20 protein-coding genes are annotated in these 20,881 nt (G+C 67.1%); 7 read left to right on the top strand and 13 right to left on the bottom strand.

All coding sequences use genetic code 11. The features are described from left to right. Positions 1–24: 24 nt before the first annotated feature. Positions 25–612 carry a DsbA family protein gene (locus tag BKM74_RS04260; protein WP_245825816.1) on the bottom strand — a complete coding sequence of 196 codons (588 nt, stop codon included), beginning with the start codon at positions 610–612 and terminating at the stop codon, positions 25–27. 157 nt (positions 613–769) lie between these two features. Continuing rightward, a complete protein-coding gene (locus BKM74_RS04255; RefSeq protein ID WP_176342389.1) occupies positions 770–1,306 on the bottom strand; it encodes a DUF721 domain-containing protein in 537 nt (178 codons plus the stop codon). An 82-nt stretch (positions 1,307–1,388) separates the two neighbouring features. Here BKM74_RS04255 and mutY point away from each other — a divergent pair, with 82 nt between their 5' ends. The 5 genes from mutY to BKM74_RS04230 all read left to right on the top strand — a co-directional run bounded on the left by mutY (position 1,389) and on the right by BKM74_RS04230 (position 6,343). Next, positions 1,389–2,504, top strand: a complete 1,116-nt coding sequence (gene mutY, locus BKM74_RS04250; RefSeq protein WP_086464446.1) for an A/G-specific adenine glycosylase — start codon at positions 1,389–1,391, stop codon at positions 2,502–2,504. After that, complete coding sequence (locus tag BKM74_RS04245) at positions 2,501–2,974, top strand: DUF3429 domain-containing protein (protein ID WP_086464445.1); 474 nt, start codon at positions 2,501–2,503, stop codon at positions 2,972–2,974. Before mutY ends, BKM74_RS04245 begins: the two co-directional genes overlap by 4 nt. Before the next feature lie 81 nt (positions 2,975–3,055). Further along, a complete protein-coding gene (locus BKM74_RS04240) occupies positions 3,056–3,352 on the top strand; it encodes a YciI family protein (RefSeq protein ID WP_086464444.1) in 297 nt (98 codons plus the stop codon). An 8-nt stretch (positions 3,353–3,360) separates the two neighbouring features. Beyond that, a complete protein-coding gene (locus tag BKM74_RS04235; protein ID WP_086464443.1) occupies positions 3,361–5,328 on the top strand; it encodes an acetoacetate--CoA ligase in 1,968 nt (655 codons plus the stop codon). 79 nt (positions 5,329–5,407) lie between these two features. Next, on the top strand, positions 5,408–6,343 hold the full coding sequence (locus BKM74_RS04230) for a diguanylate cyclase (RefSeq protein WP_086464442.1): 936 nt from the start codon (positions 5,408–5,410) through the stop codon (positions 6,341–6,343). Between the two features lie 6 nt (positions 6,344–6,349). Here the strand turns inward: BKM74_RS04230 and BKM74_RS04225 are convergent, their stop codons facing one another. Then, complete coding sequence (locus tag BKM74_RS04225; RefSeq protein WP_086464643.1) at positions 6,350–6,550, bottom strand: DUF1674 domain-containing protein; 201 nt, start codon at positions 6,548–6,550, stop codon at positions 6,350–6,352. Between the two features lie 141 nt (positions 6,551–6,691). On the opposite strand from BKM74_RS04225, the gene htpX reads away from it, so the two are divergent. Then, entirely contained in the window at positions 6,692–7,558 is an 867-nt protein-coding gene (gene htpX, locus BKM74_RS04220) for a zinc metalloprotease HtpX (RefSeq protein ID WP_086464441.1), read from the top strand. A 21-nt stretch (positions 7,559–7,579) separates the two neighbouring features. Here the strand turns inward: htpX and BKM74_RS04215 are convergent, their stop codons facing one another. Further along, positions 7,580–8,689: a DUF2336 domain-containing protein gene (locus BKM74_RS04215; protein WP_086464440.1), complete on the bottom strand. Its 1,110-nt coding sequence runs from the start codon at positions 8,687–8,689 to the stop codon at positions 7,580–7,582. Positions 8,690–8,962: 273 nt separating this feature from the next. Between BKM74_RS04215 and BKM74_RS04210 the strand changes: the two genes are divergently transcribed. Next, entirely contained in the window at positions 8,963–9,346 is a 384-nt protein-coding gene (locus tag BKM74_RS04210) for a c-type cytochrome (protein WP_086464439.1), read from the top strand. 86 nt (positions 9,347–9,432) lie between these two features. Here the strand turns inward: BKM74_RS04210 and BKM74_RS04205 are convergent, their stop codons facing one another. From BKM74_RS04205 to BKM74_RS04165, 9 genes are all read right to left on the bottom strand, one after another. Further along, the gene (locus BKM74_RS04205; protein ID WP_086464438.1) at positions 9,433–10,134 is read right to left on the bottom strand and encodes an ABC transporter ATP-binding protein; all 702 of its coding nucleotides are present in this window, start codon (positions 10,132–10,134) and stop codon (positions 9,433–9,435) included. Next, a complete protein-coding gene (locus tag BKM74_RS04200; protein ID WP_086464437.1) occupies positions 10,134–10,901 on the bottom strand; it encodes an ABC transporter ATP-binding protein in 768 nt (255 codons plus the stop codon). The genes BKM74_RS04205 and BKM74_RS04200 overlap by 1 nt, the downstream gene beginning before the upstream one ends. Then, the gene (locus BKM74_RS04195) at positions 10,898–12,769 is read right to left on the bottom strand and encodes an ABC transporter permease (protein ID WP_086464436.1); all 1,872 of its coding nucleotides are present in this window, start codon (positions 12,767–12,769) and stop codon (positions 10,898–10,900) included. Before BKM74_RS04195 ends, BKM74_RS04200 begins: the two co-directional genes overlap by 4 nt. A 184-nt stretch (positions 12,770–12,953) precedes the next feature. After that, positions 12,954–14,165, bottom strand: coding sequence for an ABC transporter substrate-binding protein (locus BKM74_RS04190; protein ID WP_456152408.1), 1,212 nt, complete (start codon positions 14,163–14,165; stop codon positions 12,954–12,956). 51 nt (positions 14,166–14,216) lie between these two features. Next, on the bottom strand, positions 14,217–14,804 hold the full coding sequence (locus BKM74_RS04185; protein WP_086464434.1) for an amino acid synthesis family protein: 588 nt from the start codon (positions 14,802–14,804) through the stop codon (positions 14,217–14,219). Then, complete coding sequence (locus tag BKM74_RS04180) at positions 14,801–15,661, bottom strand: UPF0280 family protein (protein ID WP_086464433.1); 861 nt, start codon at positions 15,659–15,661, stop codon at positions 14,801–14,803. Before BKM74_RS04180 ends, BKM74_RS04185 begins: the two co-directional genes overlap by 4 nt. After that, the gene (locus tag BKM74_RS04175) at positions 15,658–17,145 is read right to left on the bottom strand and encodes a 6-hydroxynicotinate reductase (RefSeq protein WP_086464432.1); all 1,488 of its coding nucleotides are present in this window, start codon (positions 17,143–17,145) and stop codon (positions 15,658–15,660) included. The genes BKM74_RS04180 and BKM74_RS04175 overlap by 4 nt, the downstream gene beginning before the upstream one ends. Next, entirely contained in the window at positions 17,142–19,925 is a 2,784-nt protein-coding gene (locus BKM74_RS04170; RefSeq protein ID WP_086464431.1) for a molybdopterin-dependent oxidoreductase, read from the bottom strand. Before BKM74_RS04170 ends, BKM74_RS04175 begins: the two co-directional genes overlap by 4 nt. Next, positions 19,922–20,767: an FAD binding domain-containing protein gene (locus BKM74_RS04165; protein WP_086464430.1), complete on the bottom strand. Its 846-nt coding sequence runs from the start codon at positions 20,765–20,767 to the stop codon at positions 19,922–19,924. The genes BKM74_RS04170 and BKM74_RS04165 overlap by 4 nt, the downstream gene beginning before the upstream one ends. Positions 20,768–20,881: the final 114 nt, after the last annotated feature.

Here is a 20,881-nt window from a genome sequence, read left to right as displayed (position 1 = left end):
CCGAATCAGGCCGCCATCACCCGGTCAGGAACCCCCGACCAGCGGCCGCAGGACTTTCTCGAATTCTGCGAAGGGTTGCGCCCCGGCGATCACCTTCTTCTGCTCGCCATTGGCGCGCACGACGAAGGTCGGGGTGGACTTGATGTCATGGGCGTTCTGACCGTCCAGACGGATCTGCAGAATGCCGTCGCCCAGCTTCTCGTCAGCCATGCAGGCCTCGAACCGCTCCTTGCTCATGCCGCCCAGCCGGGCGATCTGGCCAAGCGCACCGATCGGATCGGCCGCACGGGTCCAGGCATCCTGATTGTGGAACAGCGTCTCCAGATAGGCGAAATAGCGGTCCTCCGGCGCGCAGCGCGCCAGCATCGCGCCCCGCAGCGCCAGCCCGTCCAGCGGGAAGTCGCGATAGACCAGCTTCACCTTGCCGGTATCGATGAATTCCTTCTTCACCTGGCCCAGTGTCTCCTTGTGGAAGCTGGCGCAATGCGGGCAGGTCAGCGAGGAATATTCGATAAGCTCGACCGTGGCGTCCGGATTGCCCAGCACGCGCTCCTTCAGCATCCCCTCCAGCGATTGCTGGGCGCTTGCCGCCACACTCCAGGTCAGCAACACGGCACCCACAACAATTTGTGTAATTCGCTTCAAAATCGCCTCCGAGACGCAAGATATTGAGAGAAGGATACCGGCCAGCAGGGACCGGTGCAAGATTCGAATCGGCACTGCCAATATGGCGAATTTACGGAAGGCGGAACAGGGGAGGCCGGCCGCCTCACCCCTTGCCGCCCTGTTTGCCCAGCACCGCCTGGCCGAGCCGGTCGAGCGCCTGGCGCAGCCCGTCATCGGCAATGCCGGACAGGCCAGCCTCCAGCTTCTGCCGGGCCGGCGCGTCGAGCGGCGCAAGCTGCGGACGCCACGGCTTTTCCTGCCGGTCGAGCGTGCCCTGATGCAGCGCCAGCCGAGCCACGGCGGCATAGCCGAGATAGCGGTTCACCCGTTCCACGATCTGCGGGGTCATATACTGGATTTCCAGCGCGAAGGCGCCATCGACCGTCAGATGCAGCGTCGCCGCGCCGGCATTGGCGCCGCGCCCGCGCACCAGCTTGCGCGGCTGGCAGCGTTCCGATATCTCCGCCCCGACGATGGAAGGCCAGTCCAGCATGACCGAGGCCTCGACCGCCGCCTTGCCGCCCAGCAGCTTCTTGGCAAGGTTGCGCACGGGCGCCGCCACCGCCGACAGATGCCGGTGGCGCACCGCCGTCGGCAGTGTGGCCTCCCTGGATTCGGTTTTGGCTTTGCGGTCGGTCATCTTATCGGACATCCGGCTGGCATACGGGAAGCGCCAGCCTATAGTCTAGCGGCAATCCGCCGCCCGACCCGAACCGAATCGCATGGCCCCCCACCCCATCGCACCTGAAGAGCTGAACGCCCTGCTGCTGGACTGGTACGACCGGCACCGCAGACGCCTGCCCTGGCGGGCGCCGCCGGGGGGGCGCGCCGAGCCCTACCATGTCTGGCTCAGCGAGATCATGCTGCAACAGACCACGGTGGCGACAGTCGGCCCCTATTTCCGCCGCTTCATCGACTTATGGCCGACGGTCCGCGACCTCGCGGCTGCCGATCTGGATGCGGTGCTGCATGCCTGGCAGGGGCTGGGCTATTACGCCCGCGCCCGCAACCTGCACAAATGCGCGCAGGCCGTCACCGAGCGGCATGGCGGGGTGTTCCCGGATACCGAGGAAGCGCTGCTCGCCCTACCCGGCATCGGCGCCTATACCGCCGCCGCCATCGCCGCCATCGCCTTCGACCAGCCGGCCACCCCGGCGGACGGCAATTTCGAGCGCGTCTTCGCCCGGCTGTACGCGGTGGAAACGCCTTTGCCGCAAGCCAAACCGGCCCTGCGCGCTCTGGCCGCCGCGCTGACGCCCGCGCACAGGCCGGGCGACCATGCCCAGGCGGTGATGGATCTGGGGGCGACCATCTGCACCCCGCGCAGCCCGAAATGCATGGCCTGCCCGTGGCACGAGCCCTGCGCCGCGCGGCGCCTCGGCATCGCCGGGGAATTGCCGCGCAAGACACCGAAGAAGCAGAAGCCGACACGGCGCGGCATCGCCTTCTGGGCGGTGACACAGGACGGTTCCGTGCTGCTGCGCCGCCGTCCCGAAAGCGGGCTGCTGGGCGGCATGATGGAAGTGCCCTCCTCGGCGTGGATCGAAGCGGAAACCACGCTGCCGGCGGTGGCCGGCGAAGCACCGGTAAAAGGCGCATGGCGCATGCTGCCGGGGCTGGTGCGCCACACCTTCACCCATTTCCACCTGGAGCTGACGGTTGCCGCCGCTTCTGTATCGCAACAGCCGGTCGCAGACGGGGTCTGGGTGCCGCTCGACCGGCTGGGCGAACACGCGCTGCCGACGGTGATGAAGAAGGTGGTGACCCATGCGTTGGCACAGGCGGGGAAGGACGCCTCTGGTCCGGGCGCGCGGTCTCGCCTATCTTCCCTGCCATGAATGCCGAATCTCCTCCCCCGCTTCGCGCCCGCCTGTCCGAGGTGCCGCTGCCCGCCCTTGTGCTGGGGCTGGGCGGGCTGATCCCGTTCCTCGCCGGGGCGGCTGCCGTCTGGCTGTTCGAGCCGGTGGCGGCGCGCGTCGCACAGGACATGCAGGTCGCCTACGCCACGGTCATCCTCTCCTTCCTGGGGGCGGTGCATTGGGGGGCCGCGCTCAGCCGGCCGGAGGGCGCGCGCAGCTGGGGCTGGATGGGCTGGTCGGTGACGCCGGCGCTGCTCGCCTGGTTCTCCGTCATGATGGCGCCGGAGAGCGCGCTGATGGCGCTGATGGCCAGCTACCTCGCCGCCTTCGCCGTGGACATGCAGGCGGTGAAGAAAGGGCTGCTGCCGCTGTGGTATCTCAGCCTGCGCCGGGTGCTGACCACCGGCGCCTTCCTCTGCCTCGGCGCCACGCTGCTGCGGCTGGGCTGACCTTGCCTTGGCGCGCCGCGCCGCGCTATTACCAGTAAAAGCCCGGCGAACAGGGTATTCGGCACAGCAAGGGAGGCGGATATGCAGTTTCTGGTGATTGCCTATGACGGCACTGACGATCTGGCACTGGCGCGGCGGCTTGCCGTGCGCGAGAAGCATCTGGAAGGCTGGTACAGGCTGGTTGCAGACGGGCACGGCATCACCGGCGGCGCGATCCTCGACGATGACGGAAACATGATCGGCTCCTCGGCGTTGCTGGACTTCCCCGACCGCGCCGCCTTCGACAAATGGCTGAACAATGATCCCTATGTCACCGGCGATGTCTGGCGCGACATCACCGTGCATCCGTTCCGCGTCGCGCCCACCACCAAGAGCTGAGCCTCCCGATGACCGATACCCCACTTTGGCAGCCCTCGCCCGACCGTATCGCACAGGCGAATGTCACCCGCTTCATGGCGGAGCTTGAGAAACGCCACAGCGCGAAGACCGGCGATTTCCCGGCATTGTGGCAATGGTCGGTCGATCACAGCCCGGAATTCTGGGATCTGGTCTGGGATTATTGCGGCGTAATCGGCGAGAAGGGTGGCGGCGAGAAGGGCGGGCGCATCCTGATCGATGCAGACCGGATGCCCGGCGCGCAGTTCTTCCCCGATGCGACGCTGAATTTCGCCGAAAACCTGCTGCGGAAGAACGACGAGACCGATGCCATCATCTTCTGGGGCGAGGACAAGGTGAAGCGTCGCCTGTCCTGGCGCGACCTGAACGAGGCCGTCTCCCGCCTGGCGCAGGCGCTGAAGGCGGAGGGCGTGGAAAAGGGCGACCGGGTGGCCGCCTATATGCCGAACCTGCCGGAAACCGTGATCGCCATGCTGGCGGCCAGTTCGCTGGGCGCCACCTTCACCAGCGCCTCGCCGGATTTCGGCGTGCAGGGCGTGCTGGACCGCTTCGGCCAGACCGAACCGAAGGTGCTGATCGCGGTCGAGGGCTATCACTATAACGGCAAGGTGATCGACTGCCTGGCGAAGCTGCGCGAGGTCGCCGCCCAGCTGCCGACGGTGAAACGGGTCGTGGTCGTGCCCTATGCCCGCGAGGCGATGGACCTGACCGGCATCGAACGCGCCGTGCCCTATAGCGATTTCGTCGCGGCGCATACGCCCAAGCCGCTGGAGTTCGTGCAGGTGCCGTTCAACCACCCGCTCTATATCCTGTATTCCTCGGGCACCACGGGCGTGCCGAAATGCATCATGCATGGCACCGGCGGCACGCTGCTGCAGCATCTGAAAGAATTGCAGCTGCACAGCGACGTGAAGCCGGGCGACCGTGTCTTTTACTTCACCACCTGCGGCTGGATGATGTGGAACTGGCTGGTCAGCGCGCTGGCCTGCGAGGCGACGCTGCTGCTCTATGACGGCTCGCCCTTCTATCCCGATGCCCGCATCCTGTTCGATTATGCCGATGCCGAGGGCATGACCTTGTTCGGCACCTCCGCGAAATATATCGACGCGGTGCTGAAGAGCGGGTTGAAGCCGCGCGAGACGCATTCCCTGAAGAGCGTGCGGGCGATGACCTCCACCGGCTCGCCGCTGTCGCCGGAAGGCTTCGATTTCGTCTATGCCGGCATCAAGCCGGATATCTGCCTGTCCTCGATCTCCGGCGGCACCGACATCGTCTCCTGCTTCGTGCTGGGCAATCCCATCGGCCCGGTCTGGCGCGGCGAGATCCAGGCGCGCGGCCTCGGCATGGCGGTCGATGTGTTCGACGAAAACGGCAAACCGGTGCGCGAGCAGAAGGGCGAGCTGGTCTGCACCCAGCCCTTCCCCTGCATGCCGATCGGTTTCTGGAACGACCCGGACGGGGCGAAATACCGCGCCGCCTATTTCGAGAATTTCCCGAACATCTGGTGCCATGGCGATTTCGTCGAGCTGACGAAGCATGACGGCATGATCATCTATGGCCGCTCCGACGCGACGCTGAACCCCGGCGGGGTGCGCATCGGCACGGCGGAAATCTACCGCCAGGTGGAAAAGCTGCCGGAGGTGATGGAAGCCCTCGTCATCGGTCAGGACTGGGACAGCGACGTGCGCGTCGTGCTGTTCGTGAAGCTGCGCGACGGCGTCACCCTGGACGAGGATCTGGAAAAGCGCATCCGCCAGCAGATCCGGTCGGGCGCAACGCCGCGCCACGTGCCGGCGAAGATAGTGCAGGTTGGCGACATTCCGCGCACCAAGAGCGGCAAGATCGTCGAGCTGGCGGTGCGCAACATCGTGCATGGCCGGCCGATCAAGAATATCGAGGCGCTGGCCAACCCGGAAGCGCTGGAGCTCTACCGCGACCGGCAGGAGCTGGCGGAGTAGTTCTTCGCCCTCGCGGTTGTCGATGCGGGCGGTAGGCCAATATGATGGGGGAAACTGAAGCCCTGACGCAGGATGGCGGATGGCAACGAGCGAACAGCGACACGGGCGGATGCGGGACGGCAGGGAGCCGTCGGAACCGCTGACGCAGGACGATATCGTCCGCCAGCTCGACGCCGCGATCCTGGAGCATCTGCACTGGATGCTGCGCTGGAACCGCTCGGCCGTGTGCAAGGTACAGCCGGCCGGCGACATCACTTCCGAACACGCGCATTTCCTCTGCGGCTTCGGCAATTGGTACGATCTGCATCAGCAGGACCCGCTGATCGCCCAGCCCGCCTTCGAGGCGCTGGCACTGGCGCATCGCGACCTGCACCGGAATGCCGCCTGGCTGGCCGGGCGCGCCTGGAAGGACGCGAAGATCCCGGTCGAGGAATATGACGTGCTGACCGAGAAGGTGACGCGCTTCACCGATCTCGCCCGCAAGCTCCTGAAAGCCTTCCAGAAGGTCACTTCGGACCTCGACCCGCTGACCGGCGCCCACACCCGCCAGACCATGACCAGGGAACTGATGCGCGAGCGCGAGCGATCCTTGCGCAGCGGCAAGCCCTGCATGCTGGCGATGGGCGATCTCGACCATTTCAAGCAGGTCAACGACACCCATGGCCATCAGGCCGGCGACATGGTGCTGCGGCTGGTCGCCGCCGCCTTCCTGGAGGCGCTGCGCCCCTATGACCGGCTGTACCGCTTCGGCGGGGAGGAATTCCTGTTCTGCCTGCCGGACGTCACGCCGGAAGCGGCGGCGCAGGCGCTGGAGCGGCTGCGGCGGCGTATTGAGGAGATGCAGGTGCCGATCGGCGGCGGCCGCACGATCCGCGTTACCTGTTCCTTCGGCATCGCCTCCCTGTCCGGCGAGACACCGGTAAAGACCGCGATGCAGCGCGCCGACAAGGCGCTCTACGCCGCCAAGGAGGCCGGGCGCAACCGGGTGATGATCTGGACGCCGGAAATCGGCTGAACCGGCTCAGAAATCGGTGACGCGGCCCTTGAAGGCCCAGTCGCCATAGCGCGTCGGCTCCGGCCCGGCCGGACCGCCGATTTCCTTCGGCATAGTCGTCTTGTCCTCCGGCGGCTTCGCCTCGGGCTGGGGCTGCCTCTTGCCGCCCTCCAGCTTGCGCTCGCGGAAGGCCGGCTTCGGAGTCTGATCAGGCTTGTTCTCGGTCATCCGCTTTATATGGCGCACGAGTACGCAGCCGCCAAGTCTTGAAGCGGCCTTTCCCCTTGCGCATTTATTATCAGCTTCAGGCGTTTGTCTGCAAATGGCCGGCGCGGATTGCGCGGCGGCAGGAAGGAATGGTTCACGACGATGGGCTATACGCGCACCGCGGTTCTGATGGCCGGCATGACCGCGCTGTTTATTGGCATCGGCTTCATGCTGGGCGGCGAGGCCGGCATGCTGATCGCCTTTGCCTTCGCGGCGGCGACCAACCTGTTCGCCTACTGGAATTCCGACAAGATGGTGCTGCGGATGTACGGCGCCCGCGAGGCAACGCGGGAGAGCCAGCCCTGGCTGTTCGACATCGTCGCCCGCATGGCGGAGCGCGCCAGCCTGCCGATGCCGCGCGTCTATATCATCGACACCGACCAGCCGAACGCCTTTGCAACCGGCCGTAATCCGGAGAATGCCGCCGTCGCCGTCACCACCGGCCTGATGCGCGTGCTGTCGCCGGAGGAGGTCGCCGGCGTGCTGGCGCACGAGCTGGCGCATGTGAAAAGCCGCGACACGCTGATCATGACGGTGACCGCGACCATCGCCGGCGCGATTTCCATGCTGGCCAATTTCGCACTGTTCTTCGGCAACAACCGCAACAACCCGATGGGCATCGTCGGCACCATCCTGGTGATGATCCTGGCGCCGATGGCCGCCATGCTGGTGCAGATGGCGATCAGCCGCTCGCGCGAGTACGAGGCCGACCGGGTGGGTGCTGAAATCTGCGGCCGGCCGCTGTGGCTGGCCTCGGCGCTGCGCAAGATCGATCAGGCGGCGCAGGTGATCGACAATAACCCGGCCGAGAGCAACCCCGCGACCGCGCACATGTTCATCATCAACCCGCTGCATGCCCATGCGGTGGACGGGCTGTTCACCACCCACCCGAAGACGGCAGAGCGTATCCGCCGGCTGGAGGCGATCGCCGGTCAGAAGCTGGCGGCGGCGGCCGGTCCCTGGGGTTAAACACTCAGGGGGGTTAAGCCCTCAGCAGGCGATGGCTTGGGGGCCTTGCAGCTGGTCGATCTTGCGGACCAGATAATCGACATCGTCCTGGTCCAGCACATTGTCCGGATTTTCGTCCACCGCCGTCAGCACGCGCTCGATCATGCGCACGGCATAACGCTCGCGGTCGCGGTCCAGCCCGTCGAACTCCGTCTCGTCCGCGACATGGATGGCGGTCTGCAGCACGACGGCCAGCCGCTCCGGCATATCCGCCTTCTTCAGCAGCGAGGCAAGGCCGCGCCGGCCGGCATCATGGACCAGCAGCCGGGCATTCTCCCGCGGGATGCCGGCGATGGCCGCCAGCGAGGCTTCCAGAAAATCGATATCGCCCAGAATCGCCGCCCGCAGGATCAGCGATTCGGTGAGCCGGCCATTCTTGTGCAACTGCTTCGCCAGCGCCTCGACCGCCGTGCCGGAACGCGCGCCGCGCAGCAGCGACATGGTCGCCCGCTCCCGGCTTTCCAGCACAAGGTCGGTCGCCATATCCGGCGACAGCGCATGATGCGTGACCAGCCGCTCGCGGAGCCGTTCCGAAACAAGGGTCACCAGCCGCTCGGCAATGGTCACCGGCAGCACGGAACGCCCGACCAGCCCTTCCTTCACCTGCTCGCTGTGCGGGAAGGCGGCCAGCGCGCGCTCCATCGCGCGGTCGCTCAGATCGGCACCGGGATTGGCGACCACGGTGGCCACGACGGTCTCGTTGCCGCTATCGACCAGCGCGTCGGCGACGCTGCCCGGCACATGCTCGCGCTTGGCGATGGACAGCAGCTTCGCGGTGTCGCTGTCGCGCACCAGCCCCAGCAGATCCGCCTCGGTCAGCACCGAGGCATGCTCAAGGATCGGCCCGGCAACCTCGGCCTCGTCGCTGGCCAGGATCATCGCCAGGTCATGCGGCAGGTCGGGCAGCGCCTTCACGCTGGCGGCCAGCGCCGCACGCACCCGCTGCTCGGCATCTCGGGCGAACATCTGGAGCAGCGCCATCACCGACTCACGTTCCGACGGCGACATGTCGCTTTCCGAATAGGTCGCGACCAGCTTCTCGACGGTTGCCTGCCGGCTCTCGCCCGAACGGTCCACAGCCAGACGCGCCACATCCTCGGAGCTAAGGCCGTGGCCAGTGCCTCCCTTGTTTTTTGGGTCTGCGGTTTTCGCCACGTTATTCCTCACCTTGATCGCGATATGACAGAAACTTTAAATCATTATGCGCTAAATCAACCCACCCTTCAATCTGGGCTGTCTGGACGGGTATCCGGGCGGGGTATCCGGCCTGCGACCATCAGACAGGTTGCCGTGCGGCCTGGAACAACTAGAATCAGTAAACGTATATGCCTTGACCATATGCGTGTTCATACGGGAGAGAATAAAATGCAGATGAGGAAGCTAGGCCTGCCGGCGGTTGCCGTTGCGCTCGCCACCGTCATTTTCGCACCGCAGGTCCAGGCCGGCGATGCTGCGGCAGGCCAGAAGGTCTTCAACAAGTGCCGCGCCTGCCATGTCGCGGACAAGGAGACCAACCGGGTCGGCCCGCATCTGGTCGGCATCATCGGCCGCAAGGCCGCCAGCGTCGATGGCTTCAAATATTCCGACGGCATGAAGGGCGCGGGCGAGAAGGGCCTCGTCTGGACCGAGGAAAATTTCACCAAGTACATGAATGACCCGAAGGGTTTCGTGCCGGGCAACCGCATGGCCTTCGTCGGCCTGAAGAAGGATCAGGAGATCGACGACCTGATCGCCTTCCTGAAGAAGTAGGCGCTGGAAAATACCCTCTCCCCTGGCGGGAGAGGGTGGCCCGCAGGGCCGGGTGAGGGGGACAGTGCCGTCAGGGCGGATACCCCTTACACGGACAGATAGGCCTGGCGGGAATCCTCGTCGGCCATCAGCTCTTCCATGGTGCCGGAAAACCGGATGCTGCCCTTCTCGATGATGGTCGCCCGGTCGGCGACCAGCCGCGCGAAGTGCAGGTTCTGCTCCGACAGGACGAGCGTCAGCCCTTCCGCCTTCAGCGCCTTCAGGGTTTCGGCCATCTGCTCGACGATCTTCGGCGCCAGCCCCTCGGACGGCTCGTCGAGCAGCACCAGCGAGGGATTGCCCATCAGGGTGCGCGCGATGGTCAGCATCTGCTGCTCGCCGCCGCTCATCTGGCCGCCCGGCCGGCGCCGCATCTCGGCCAGGTTGGGGAACAGCGCATAGAGCTTCTCCGGCGTCCAGTCCGGCACGCCGGGGCGCGGCTTCTGCCGGCCGACCTCCAGATTTTCCTCGACCGTCAGATCGGTGAAGACACGCCGCTCCTCCGGCACATAGCCGAGACCGAGACGGGCGATCTCATAGGGCGGCCTGCCGGCGACCTCCACGCCCTCGAAACCGATGCGGCCAGAGGTCGGCGGCACCAGACCGACGATGGATTTCATCGTAGTGGACTTGCCCGCACCGTTGCGGCCCAGCAGCGCCAGCACCTCGCCGCGCCCCACCGTCAAGGCCACATCGGCCAGGATATGGGCGCGGCCGTAATGCGCGTTCAGCCCTTCGACGGTCAGCATCAGGACTCCTCCCCCGCGAACATCGACCCGCTACCGAGATAGGTTTCCTGGACCAGCGGATTGTCGCGCACCGCCGCCGGCGTGCCCTCGGCCAGCAGCCGCCCGCGATTCAGCACCAGCACCCGGTCGGCATGGCCAAACACCACATCCATGTCATGTTCGGTGAACAGCACGGAAATGCCGCGCTGCTTCACGATGGCGGCTGTCAGCTCCATCAGTTCGACGCGCTCGCGCGGGGCCATGCCGGCGGTCGGCTCGTCCATCAGCAGCAGCTTCGGCTGGTTCGCCAGCGCCACCGCCAGTTCGACCCGCTTCAGATCACCATAGGCCAGCACACCGCAGGCGCGCTCCGCCTGCGCCGCCATGCCGACGAGGGCGAGCAGTTCCATCGCCTCCTCCCGGTACTGGCGGCCAGCATCGGCAAACAACGACATCAGGCGGTTATGGTGCGACAGCAGCGCCATCTGCACATTCTCGCGCACACTCATCGAGCCGAAGGTGGCGGTGATCTGGAAGGTACGCCCGACACCCAGCCGCCAGATCCGGCGCGGCGCCATGCCGGCGATGTCTCGGCCCAGCAGCCGGATGGTCCCGGCGTTCGGGCGAAGCTGGCCCATCAGCATGTTGAAGCAGGTGGTCTTGCCGGCGCCGTTCGGGCCGATCAGCGCCAGCAGCTCGCCCGCATCCAGCGTGAAGGACACATCACTGACAGCGTGAATTCCGCCGAAGGATTTGGCAAGCCCGGCGACCTCGAGAACCGCGCTCATGCCGCATCCTCCCGGCCCATGAAGCGATGCCTAACGAAGCCGGCGATACCTTGCGGGAACGCCACCACCAGCCCGACGATGACGAGGCCCAGCAGGATGCGCCAGTAATTGGTCAGGCTGACCAGCTCGGTCTTGATCGCGGTGAAGCTGACCGCCCCGACAATCGGTCCGGCCAGGGTCTGCACCCCGCCCAGCAGCACCATCACCAGCGCATCGACCGACAGCGGGATCGCCATCAGGTCGGGCGAGACGCTGCCCTTCAGGAAGGCGAACAGCCCGCCGGCGATACCGGCGAACAGCCCGGCCAGGGTAAAGCCGAACCAGCGCACGCGGCGCACATCGATGCCGATGGCATCAGCCCGCAGCGGCGAATCGCGCCCGGCCCGCAGCGCATAGCCGAAGGGTGAGAAGGCGATGCGCCGGAGCGCCAGCAGCGCCAGCACCACGACGATGGCGGCGAAGCCATAGAAGGCCGCCGCGGAGGAGGCCCAGGAAGACGGCCAGATGCCCAGCATGCCGTTGTCGCCGCCGGTGACATCGAGCCACTGGAAGGCGACCGCCCAGGCGATCTGCGCGAAGGCCAGCGTCAGCATCGCCAGATAGACGCCCGACAGCCGCACGCAGAACCAGCCGAACAGCAGCGCGCCCAACGCGCCGCCGACCGGCGCCATCAGCAGGGCGGCTTCCATCGGCCAGGCGAAATGCTTCACCATCAGCGCCGCGCCATAGGCGCCGAGGCCGAAATAGGCGGCATGGCCGAAGGAGATCACGCCGCCGATCCCCATCAGGAAATGCAGGGACGCGGCGAACAGCGCGAAGATCAGGATTTCGGTGGCGATGGTCAGCGCGTAATTGCCGGTCATGCTAGGCAGCGCCACCAGCAGCGCCAGCACCGCGAGGCCGAACCATTTCAGCGACGAAGGGGCCGGCAGCAAGGGTGGCTCCACCGCGCCATGATGCGCCTGCAGCGTCTCACGCCGGCCGAGCAGCCCCCAGGGCCGCACCACCAGCACCACCGCCATGACGGCGAAGATCAGCACCAGCTCGACTTGCCAGAACTGAATGCCCAGCACGCTCATATCCGCATTGGCGACGGCGAAGACACGGATCAGCGCGATCAGCAGCGCCGCCAGATAGGCGCCCAGGATCGAGCCCATGCCGCCCACCACCGTGACCACGAACACCTCGGCGATGATGCCGAGATCCATGGTCAGGCTGGCATTGCCCTTGGGCAGTTGCACCGCCCCGCCCAGCCCGGCCAGCGCGGTGCCCAGGAAGAACACGCCGGTAAGCAGCCATTTCTGGTTCACGCCCAGCGCCGCCACCATCTGCCGGTCCTGCGTCGCCGCACGCACCAGAATGCCGAAGCGGGTGCGGTGGAACAGCAGCCACAGCGCGCCCAGCACCAGCGGCGCGAAGGCGATCAGGAAGATGTCGTATTCCGGCAGGCGCTGGTCGCCGAACGGCACCGCGCCCATCATCCCCGGCGCGCGCGGGCCCAACAGATCCTCCGCGCCCCAGAGATAGAGGGCTACATCCTGCACGATCAGCACCACGCCGAAGGTGGCGAGCAGCTGGAACAGTTCCGGCGCGCGGTAGATGCGGCGCAGGATGGTCATCTCCATCGCCACGCCGATCAGCCCGACGGCGAGCGCGGCCAGCAGCACCCCGCCCCAGAAGGCCAGCACGCCGCCGCCCATCCCCTCGATCAGCGTCCAGGCGATATAGGCGCCCAGCATGTAGAAGCTGCCATGGGCGAAATTCACGATGCGGGTGACGCCGAAGATGATGGTCAGCCCGCAGGCGACCAGAAACAGGGCCGAGGCGCTGGCGAGCCCGGTCATCAGCTGGGCGATGAAAAGTTCCAAAGGCGGGGTTCCATTTTATTCTCCCTCGCCCCGGAAGGGGAGAGGGATGCGCAGGCTTAGGCGTCAGCCTTAGCCGAAGCTGGGTGAGGGGAGAGCCGCACCGTCATAGCCATCTCCCCTCACCCGTTCGCTTCGCTCCCACCCTCTCCCCTTCCGGGGCGAGGGTAAAAAAAGAGAGCCGAGCTCAATCCTTGGCGCGGAGCTTCATCACCACATCGTCGGGCGGCAGATAGTCTTCGCCCTTGCCGAAGCGCCAATCGACCATGCGCGGCATGCCGTCCTTCACGGTCAGCGTGCCGACATAGGCGCCCATGGTGGTCTGGTTGTCGATCGCGCGGTAGGTGATCGGCCCGACCGGCGTGCCCAGCTGCAGATCGGCAAAGGCCTCCACCAGCTTCTCGGTCTCGGTCGTGCCGGCCTTTTCCATCGCCGCCTTCACCGAATAGAGCGCGGCATAGCCGACCACGGAACCGAGGCGCGGATAGTCGTTGAACTTCTTCTGGAAGGCCTCGCGGAACTTGTTGTGTTCCGGCGTGTCGATGGCATACCAGGGATAGCCGGTGACCAGCCAGCCTTCCGGCGCCTCGTCCTTCATCGGGTCGATCCAGTCCGGCTCGCCGCTCAGCATGCTGGCGACGGTGCGCTTCTCCCACAGCCCGCGCACCTTGCCCTCGCGCACGAACTTCAGCAGGTCGCCGCCGAAGGTGACGTTGAAGATGGCGTCCGGATTGGCCGCCGCCAGCGCCTGCACGGCGGCGCCGGCGTCGATCTTGCCCAGCGCCGGCCACTGCTCGGCGACGAATTCGACATCCGGCTTCTTCGCCTTCAGCAGCTCCTTGAAGGCGGCGACGGCGGACTGGCCGTATTCGTAGTTCGGCGCGATCGTCGCCCACTTCTTCGCCGGCAGCTTCGCCGCTTCCTCGGCCAGCATGGCAGCCTGCACATAGGTGCCGGGACGCAGCCGGAAGGTGTAGCGGTTGCCCTTCTGCCAGGCGATGGAGTCGGACAGCGGCTCGGCGGCGATGAAGATCACCTTCTTCTGCTTGGCGAAGTCGGAAACCGCCAGGCCGACATGCGACAGCAGCGTGCCGAACAGCAGGGTCGCACCCTCGCGGCTGACCAGCTCGTTGGCGACCGTCACCGCGTCGGCCGGCTTGGCGCCGTCATCGCGGCTGACCACCGTAACCTGCTTGCCGAGGATACCGCCGGAAGCGTTGATCTCCTCCAGCGCCAGCTCCCAGCCCTGCTTGTAGGGAATGGTGAAGGAAGCGAAGCCGGTATAGGAATTCATGTCGCCCAGAATGATCTTGTCGGCGGCGATAGCCGGCCCGTTTGCCGCCAGCGCGGCGGTCATGCCGGCGGCGAGTGCCAGGCCGGAAAAGTTTCTGCGTGTCATCATCGTCGGTCCCTCATGCGTAATGAATTGCCCTAACAGCCCGGCCTTGCCTCAGCGCAGGCCATCCTCCCCCTTGATTTCGTTGACCTGCAGGCCGCCAACGCGGGCATGGATTCTCCCGCCGGTGGTCATGACCAGGCAATAGACAATCTCGTCGGCGCGCGGTGCGTCATGGATGCCGACCTCCATCGCGTCGAAATGGCTGCGCACATAGGCGGCGTCCTTGTGGCCGAGCGCCACGTCGAGGCGCGCGCCCGCCGACCCCACTTTGGTCGCCGACGGCACGATGGCCTTGGCGCTGCCCAGCAGTTCGCGCATCGCATAGCCGCCCGGCACATGCCAGCAGGCCCCATGTTCCAGCTCGCCCGCCGTGCCGATGATCGAGCCCTTGCCATAGCCCTCGATCTTCGTGACATCGCCGCCCAGCGCCGCGATCAGCCGGCGCGACATCTCCATCCCCAGCGGCTTCAGCGCCTCCATCAGCGGCGTGATGTCCGCGACATAGCGCCCGGCATAGGGATTCTTCAGCACCGCCAGGCAGGCGGCGCGCAGGATCGGGTGTTCCGGCGGCGGCCCGCCCTCATGGCGGATTTCCTCGACGGTCAGGACCATCTTGCGGATCTGGACCAGCTCGCTCATCTCGTCTCCGTCAGTTCGGGGCTGAGGGCGGTGCCGCACATTGCGAATCGTCCGCGCAATGACAGCACCGCCGCATGGATGTGTCCAGCCTCGCGCATCGCATGGGCACATTGCAGGCCGGCGGCGAGGGCTTCGCCGATCTCGCCGTCGCCCAGCGGCCCGACATCCAGCGTCACCGGCAGGTCGCCAAGGTCGCTGTCGGGATCGAGGCTGCTGGCCGGCGCGCGGTAGATTGCAGGATGATCCGGCAGATCGACGGCATTGGCGATCAGCGTCGCCGCCGCGTCCGCCGCCGCCGCGTCGGCTGCCAGCACGGTCACCGCATCGGCGATGCCCAGCGACAACGACCGGCCGCCGGAACCGCTGGTGGCGATGCCGCGCACCGGTGATTCGAAGGGGATTTCCGCCAGCCCCTCCATCGTCGCCTGGGTGAGGTCCGGCACCAGCCCGGCGCGGAAGCTCTCGCCCCCGGTCAAATGAAAGGCGATGTCGCCGCCATCATTCACATAGGCTTTCGTCAGCCGGCGGTCGCGTCGCAGGGCGGCCAGCACATGATCGGCCACCGATCCCGCGACCGCCGCCATCGGCGTCACATGGATGCCCCGGTGGGGCCAGACCGCCGCCAGCATGCGTTTCGCCACCGGGCCGTAAAGTGTGGGCGGCGCCTCGCCCAACGGGCGGCGCAGCAGGTGCAGTTCCAGCGTCAGCGCCTCCAGCAGCCCGTCGAAGGCCTGCACCGCCTGCCAGTAGGCGCGGCGCACCTCCGCCAGCGGGCCAAACGCCTCGATCACCAGATCGATGGGGCCATGCTGCAAATGCAGCCGGCCATCGGGCAGGAAGGCGCGCTGCGCGCTCATTTGATTCGTTCCTGGGGGTCCAGCGGCCAGGGATTGTCCGATGGCTGCGGCCAGGACTGGCGGCGCGCCACCGCCTCCAGCACCGCCTCCAGCGGCTTCACCTCGCCGGTATGGCCGCCCAGCGCCGCGTAATCCGCCAGCGGCAGGGTGAATTCGATAGGCGCCACCAGCGCCGGGGTCGGCACATAGCCGAAGGAATTTTCCGGCATGCGGGTCACATCGACCATCAGGGTGATGCCGCCGCCCGGCCAGACATAGACCGGCGCGCCGCCGCAGGTGACACGGGTGACGAGTTCGCGGACGGAGCGCGTCAGCCGCACCGGATTCTCCGTCACGCCGGCACGCAGGGAGCCACCCGCCCCGGCCATGAAGATCACCGAGGTCAGCGCCGGCTCGCAATTCTCCTCGATGCGTTCGACCACCGGGTTCAGCCCCGGCGGCAAAGGCTGCGGCACCGGGACGAGGTTCTCGTCCAGCACGAAATAGGCATGATCCTCGCCGGTGGTGGAGACCATCAGCAGGCGCAGGCCGGGCCAGGCGGTCTTGGGGTCGATCCTGTCGATGATCGACAGCGGGTCGGTCACATCGGTGCCGCCCCAGCCGCTGCCCGGACTGGCGACCTGGAAATAGCGCCCCGGCGTGGAGCGCCGCCCGCGCACGCGAATACCCGCCGCCCGCACATCGAGATACTTGCCGGCCTGATGTTCGGTGAACACGCCGGTGATGTGGTCATCGACCACGATCACCTCGTCGGCATGTTCGTGCCATTGCTTGGCGAAGATGCCTATGGTGGCGGAGCCGCAGCCGACGCGCATGCGCTGTTCCTGCTTGCCATCGACGATGGGCGGCTTGCCGGCCTGGACGATCAGCGAAGAACCGCCATCGACGGTCAGCTCCACCGCCTGCTTGTTGCACAGCGCCAGCAGCGCCGCACAGGTGGCGTTGCCTTCCTTCTTGGAGCCGCCGGTCAGATGATGCACGCCGCCCAGCGAGAGCATCTGCGAGCCATATTCGGCGGTCGTCACATGGCCCACCGCCTCGCCCTCATGGCGTACGGCGGCCTGTTCCGGCCCGAGATAGCGGTCGGTGTCGATCTTCAGCTTCACGCCGCAATAGCTGAAGATGCCCTCGGTCACCACGGTCACCGTATCAACGCCGCGATGCTGCGTGGAGACGATGAACGGGGCCGGCTTGTAATCGGGATAGGTGGTGCCGGAGCCGATGCCGGTCAGGAAGGTCGGTGCGCCGGCAACCAGCGAGCCGTCCCATGCGTCCTTCAGGAAGGGCACGACCGCCCCCTTCTCCGCCGCCACCTGCTGCGTGACCACCAGCGGGTCGAGCCGCACCAGCTCGCCATCGACATTGCCATAGCGGTCGCACGCCCCGCTGCGCCCCTTGCGGATGCGGCAGATCACCGGGCAGGCATCGCAGCGGACGATCTCGCCCTCATCCTGCTCCGGCGTCTTCGGCGCGGCGTCGTTCATCGCGCGGCCTCCGCCTCTCGGATCGCCTTCAGCACCCGGTGCGGCAGCGCCGGCACCTTGGTGACCACCGCCCCCGTGGCGTCGCGGATCGCCCCCAGGATGGCCGGCGCGGTCGGCACCAGTGCCGGCTCGCCGATGCCCTTGGCGCCATAGGGGCCGAGCGGCTCGGCATCCTCGATCAGATGCATCTCGATATCCGGCACGTCGCCGAAGGTGGGGATCAGGTAATCGTGCAGATTCTCGGTGCGGCCGGGGATGAATTCCTCCATCAGCGCCAGGCCCAGCCCCTGCGCGATGCCGCCCTGGATCTGCCCTTCCACCAGCATCGGGTTGATCGAGCGGCCGACATCATGCGCGGCGGCGATCAGCAGCGGCTTTACCGTGCCCAGTTCGATATCCACCTCAACCTGCGCGATCTGCGCGGCGAAGGCATAGGTGGCGTAGGGCACGCCCTGGCCGTTCTCGTCCAGCGGGCTGGTCGGCGGATCGAAGGTGCCCTCGCCCAGCAGCACATCGCCCTCCGGCCCCTCCACCGGGATTTCGCGCAAATCGATACGGCGCACCACGACCCCTTCGGCCACGGTCAGCACCGGCCCGTCCAGCGACAGCACCGATTCAGGGCCGGCATTGGCGAGGCGCAGGATATTGGCGCGCAGGTCGAGCCCCGCCAGCTCCGCCGCCTTGCCGGACACGAAGGTCTGGCGCGAGGCCGACGTCTTGCCGGCATCCGCCGTGCGGTCGGTATCGGCGTAAACCTGCTCGACCAGATCGACCGGCAGGCCCAGCGCGTCGGCGGCGATCTGCGCCATGATGGTGTAGCTACCCTGGCCGATATCGTGCGCGCCATTATACAGCGTCAGCCGCCCATCGGCCTTCAGGCCGATACGCATGGTGGATGGGTTCGACATCGAGGTATTGCCGCAGCCATACCACATGCAGCCCACGCCGACGCCGCGCCGCAGCGGCCCGCCCTTCGCCTTTTCCGCCGCGTTGAAGGCCATGTTCTGACCGACCAGCGCGCGCCAGCGCGGACGCAGCGCCTCCAAGCAAGCGGCCATGCCGACCGAGTGTTCGATGATTTGCCCGCAATGTGTCGCCTCGCCGGCGCGCAACGCGTTCAGATGGCGGAATTCCAGCCGGTCGATGCCGAGCGCCAGCGCCAGATCGTCCATCGCCGCCTCATGCGCGATGGCGGCCTGCGGCACGCCGAAACCCCGGAACGCGCCCGAAGGCGTGCCGTTGGTATAGACCGCCCGGCTGGTGCAGAGCGCCGCGCCCACCTTGTAAGGGCCCGTGGCATGCACCGGCACGCGGTTCGCCACGGTCGGCCCCCAGGAGGCATAGGCGCCGGTGTCGAAATCGCCATGGAAGCGGAAGGCGGTGATCCGGCCCCCGGCATCGGCAGCGGCCTCCACCGCGATGGTCGCCGGGTGCCTCTTGGTGGTCGAGGCCATGGATTCCGGCCGGTGATAGATCATGCGCACGGGCCGGTCCAGCAGCCAGGAAGCCGTCGCCAGCAGCGGCTGCACCGACATGTCCAGCTTGCCGCCGAAGCCGCCGCCGGTCGCGGTCGGGATGATCCGCACAGCGTCCTTCGCGATGCCCAGCACATGCGCGACCTCGTCGCGGTCCATATAGGGCGTCTGGGTGCAGGCGGTGATCTCCATGCGCTCGCCGACGCGCCGGGCGAAGCCGGCCTCCGGCTCGATATAGGCATGCTCGACATAGCTGGTCTCGAAGCGCCGCGCCGTGCGCGCCGCCGCCTTGGCGAAACCGGCTTCCAGATCGCCGCAGGCGACGCGGCCCTCGATCAGCACATTGCCGGCGCTGCCCGCATGCAGCTGCGCGGCTCCCCCGACCAGCGCGGCCGCGGTGCCCACCAGCGCCGGCAGTTCCTGCCAGTCGATGGGAATATCCGCCTCGGCCACCGCCTCCAGCGCCGCGCGCTCGCCGACCAGCGCCAGCACCGCCTCGCCCCGGAAGCGCACATAACCATCGGCCAGCACCGGCTGGTCCTTCAGATCGGGATAGATGCCGAAACTGTTGCTGCCCGGCACGTCGCCGGCGGTGAAGATGCGCTCGATGCCGGGATGGTTTTTCCGGAAGGCATCCAGATCGCCCAGCGTGAAGCGCGCATGGGCATGGGGCGAGCGGATAGCACGCAGCCATAACGCCTCGGCGGGCGCCTCGTCGGCGCCGAATTTCTCCTCGCCGGTCAGCTTCGCGATACCGTCCTTGCGGGCAATGCGCGCGCCCACGGCGGCGCCGCTTCTGACCTTCACCGGCGCCGCGGACCCGCCGGCATCCAGCACGGCATCGACGATCTTGCGGTAGCCGGTGCAGCGGCACAACACGCCGCCCAGCGCATCCTCGACCTGCTGGCGGTCCGGCTTGGCCACGGAAGCCAGCAGCTCGCTTGCCGCCATCAGCATGCCCGGCGTGCAGATGCCGCACTGCGCCGCGCCATGGCGGTGGAAGGCCTGCTGCAAGCCGTTCAGCCGGCCTTCCCCGGCCAGACCCTCGCCCGCCAACCCTTCGACCGTGACGATCGCCGTTCCGTCGGCCTGTGCGGCGGGCACCAAGCAGGCGCAGACCTGCCGCCCGTCCATCAGCACGGTGCAGGCACCGCAATCGCCGGCATCGCAGCCAACCTTGGTGCCGGTCAGGCCCAGATGATCGCGCAGTACCCGCGTCAGCCGCCGCCCCGGCGGCACGGAGAGCGTCACCGGCGTTCCGTTCACCGTCAGGCGGATGCGGTTCTCGATCAGAGGGGCATTCATACGGTGCTTCCCAGTTCCGCAAGGCAGCGTTTCACCAGCACCAGCGCCGCGTCCTGGCGATAGCCGGCATCGGCGCGGATATCGTCAATCGGTGCCAGTCCGGCCAGATGCTCCTCGGCCGCCAGTCCGGCAAGGCCGGGACCGGCGCGCTGCCCGAGCAAGGCGGCTTCCAGCGCCGGCAGGCGCTGCGCCACGGCGGAGCAGGAACCGACCGCGATCCGTGCGGCGGCGACCGTGCCGTCCCGCACTTCCAGCACGCCGGCCACCATGACGATGGAGATGACGAGATACTTCCGTGCGCCCAGCTTCAGGAAGGCGCTGCGGGCGGGATATGCCGGCTTCGGCACCAGAATGGCGGTCATCAGCTCGTCCGAGCGGCGCGCGGTCTTGCGGTTGCCGAGGATGAACTCGCCAAGCGGCAGGGTTCGCACGCCCTCCGCCGAGGCCAGCTCGACCGAGGCGTCCAGCGTCAGCAGCGGCGGCACGCCATCGGCAGCCGGCGAGGCGTTGCAGAGATTGCCGGCAAGCGTCGCGCGATTCTGGATCTGCATGCCGCCAACCTCCCGCGCCGCGCGGCGCAGCCCGTCGAAGCAGGGCGGCAGATCGCCCTCGGCGATATCCGACCAGCGCGTCAGCGCGCCGATGCGGAAATGATCGCCGGCATCGCTGATGCCGCGCAGCCCGGCGAGACCGGTTATGTCGAGAATATCTTCGGAACGCTGCACGGTGACGCGCGCCGGATAATGATCGGTGCCGCCGGCGAGCAGCGTCCAGGCGCCGTCGCGCAGTGCCGCAACCGCATCCTCAAGCCGCTCCGGGCGTAGATATTGGCCGTCGCTCACCTTCTTCTCCCAATCCGCTGGCCGCCCCCCACCCTTACCGGTGTCGGGACGCTCGCTGCCAGGAAGCCCTGTTGCCCTGTCTTTTATCTTTTTCGCCGCCGGGTTGATCCCGAT

This window comes from Oceanibaculum nanhaiense (assembly GCF_002148795.1).
GTDB classification, from domain to species: domain Bacteria; phylum Pseudomonadota; class Alphaproteobacteria; order Oceanibaculales; family Oceanibaculaceae; genus Oceanibaculum; species Oceanibaculum nanhaiense.
The sequence above is the reverse complement of the archived record's forward strand: the minus strand, read 5'-3'. Positions and strand labels throughout refer to the sequence as shown.

Excerpts from the sequence above, each read along its gene's own strand:
- BKM74_RS04255 (WP_176342389.1), bottom strand. The coding sequence starts at position 1,306 with ATGACCGACCGCAAAGCCAAAACCGAATCCAGGGAGGCCACACTGCCG.
- mutY (WP_086464446.1), top strand. The coding sequence starts at position 1,389 with ATGGCCCCCCACCCCATCGCACCTGAAGAGCTGAACGCCCTGCTGCTG.
- BKM74_RS04245 (WP_086464445.1), top strand. The coding sequence starts at position 2,501 with ATGAATGCCGAATCTCCTCCCCCGCTTCGCGCCCGCCTGTCCGAGGTG.
- BKM74_RS04240 (WP_086464444.1), top strand. The coding sequence starts at position 3,056 with ATGCAGTTTCTGGTGATTGCCTATGACGGCACTGACGATCTGGCACTG.
- BKM74_RS04235 (WP_086464443.1), top strand. The coding sequence starts at position 3,361 with ATGACCGATACCCCACTTTGGCAGCCCTCGCCCGACCGTATCGCACAG.
- BKM74_RS04230 (WP_086464442.1), top strand. The coding sequence starts at position 5,408 with ATGGCAACGAGCGAACAGCGACACGGGCGGATGCGGGACGGCAGGGAG.
- BKM74_RS04225 (WP_086464643.1), bottom strand. The coding sequence starts at position 6,550 with ATGACCGAGAACAAGCCTGATCAGACTCCGAAGCCGGCCTTCCGCGAG.
- htpX (WP_086464441.1), top strand. The coding sequence starts at position 6,692 with ATGGGCTATACGCGCACCGCGGTTCTGATGGCCGGCATGACCGCGCTG.
- BKM74_RS04210 (WP_086464439.1), top strand. The coding sequence starts at position 8,963 with ATGCAGATGAGGAAGCTAGGCCTGCCGGCGGTTGCCGTTGCGCTCGCC.
- BKM74_RS04205 (WP_086464438.1), bottom strand. The coding sequence starts at position 10,134 with ATGCTGACCGTCGAAGGGCTGAACGCGCATTACGGCCGCGCCCATATC.
- BKM74_RS04200 (WP_086464437.1), bottom strand. The coding sequence starts at position 10,901 with ATGAGCGCGGTTCTCGAGGTCGCCGGGCTTGCCAAATCCTTCGGCGGA.
- BKM74_RS04190 (WP_456152408.1), bottom strand. The coding sequence starts at position 14,165 with ATGACACGCAGAAACTTTTCCGGCCTGGCACTCGCCGCCGGCATGACC.
- BKM74_RS04185 (WP_086464434.1), bottom strand. The coding sequence starts at position 14,804 with ATGAGCGAGCTGGTCCAGATCCGCAAGATGGTCCTGACCGTCGAGGAA.
- BKM74_RS04180 (WP_086464433.1), bottom strand. The coding sequence starts at position 15,661 with ATGAGCGCGCAGCGCGCCTTCCTGCCCGATGGCCGGCTGCATTTGCAG.
- BKM74_RS04175 (WP_086464432.1), bottom strand. The coding sequence starts at position 17,145 with ATGAACGACGCCGCGCCGAAGACGCCGGAGCAGGATGAGGGCGAGATC.
- BKM74_RS04170 (WP_086464431.1), bottom strand. The coding sequence starts at position 19,925 with ATGAATGCCCCTCTGATCGAGAACCGCATCCGCCTGACGGTGAACGGA.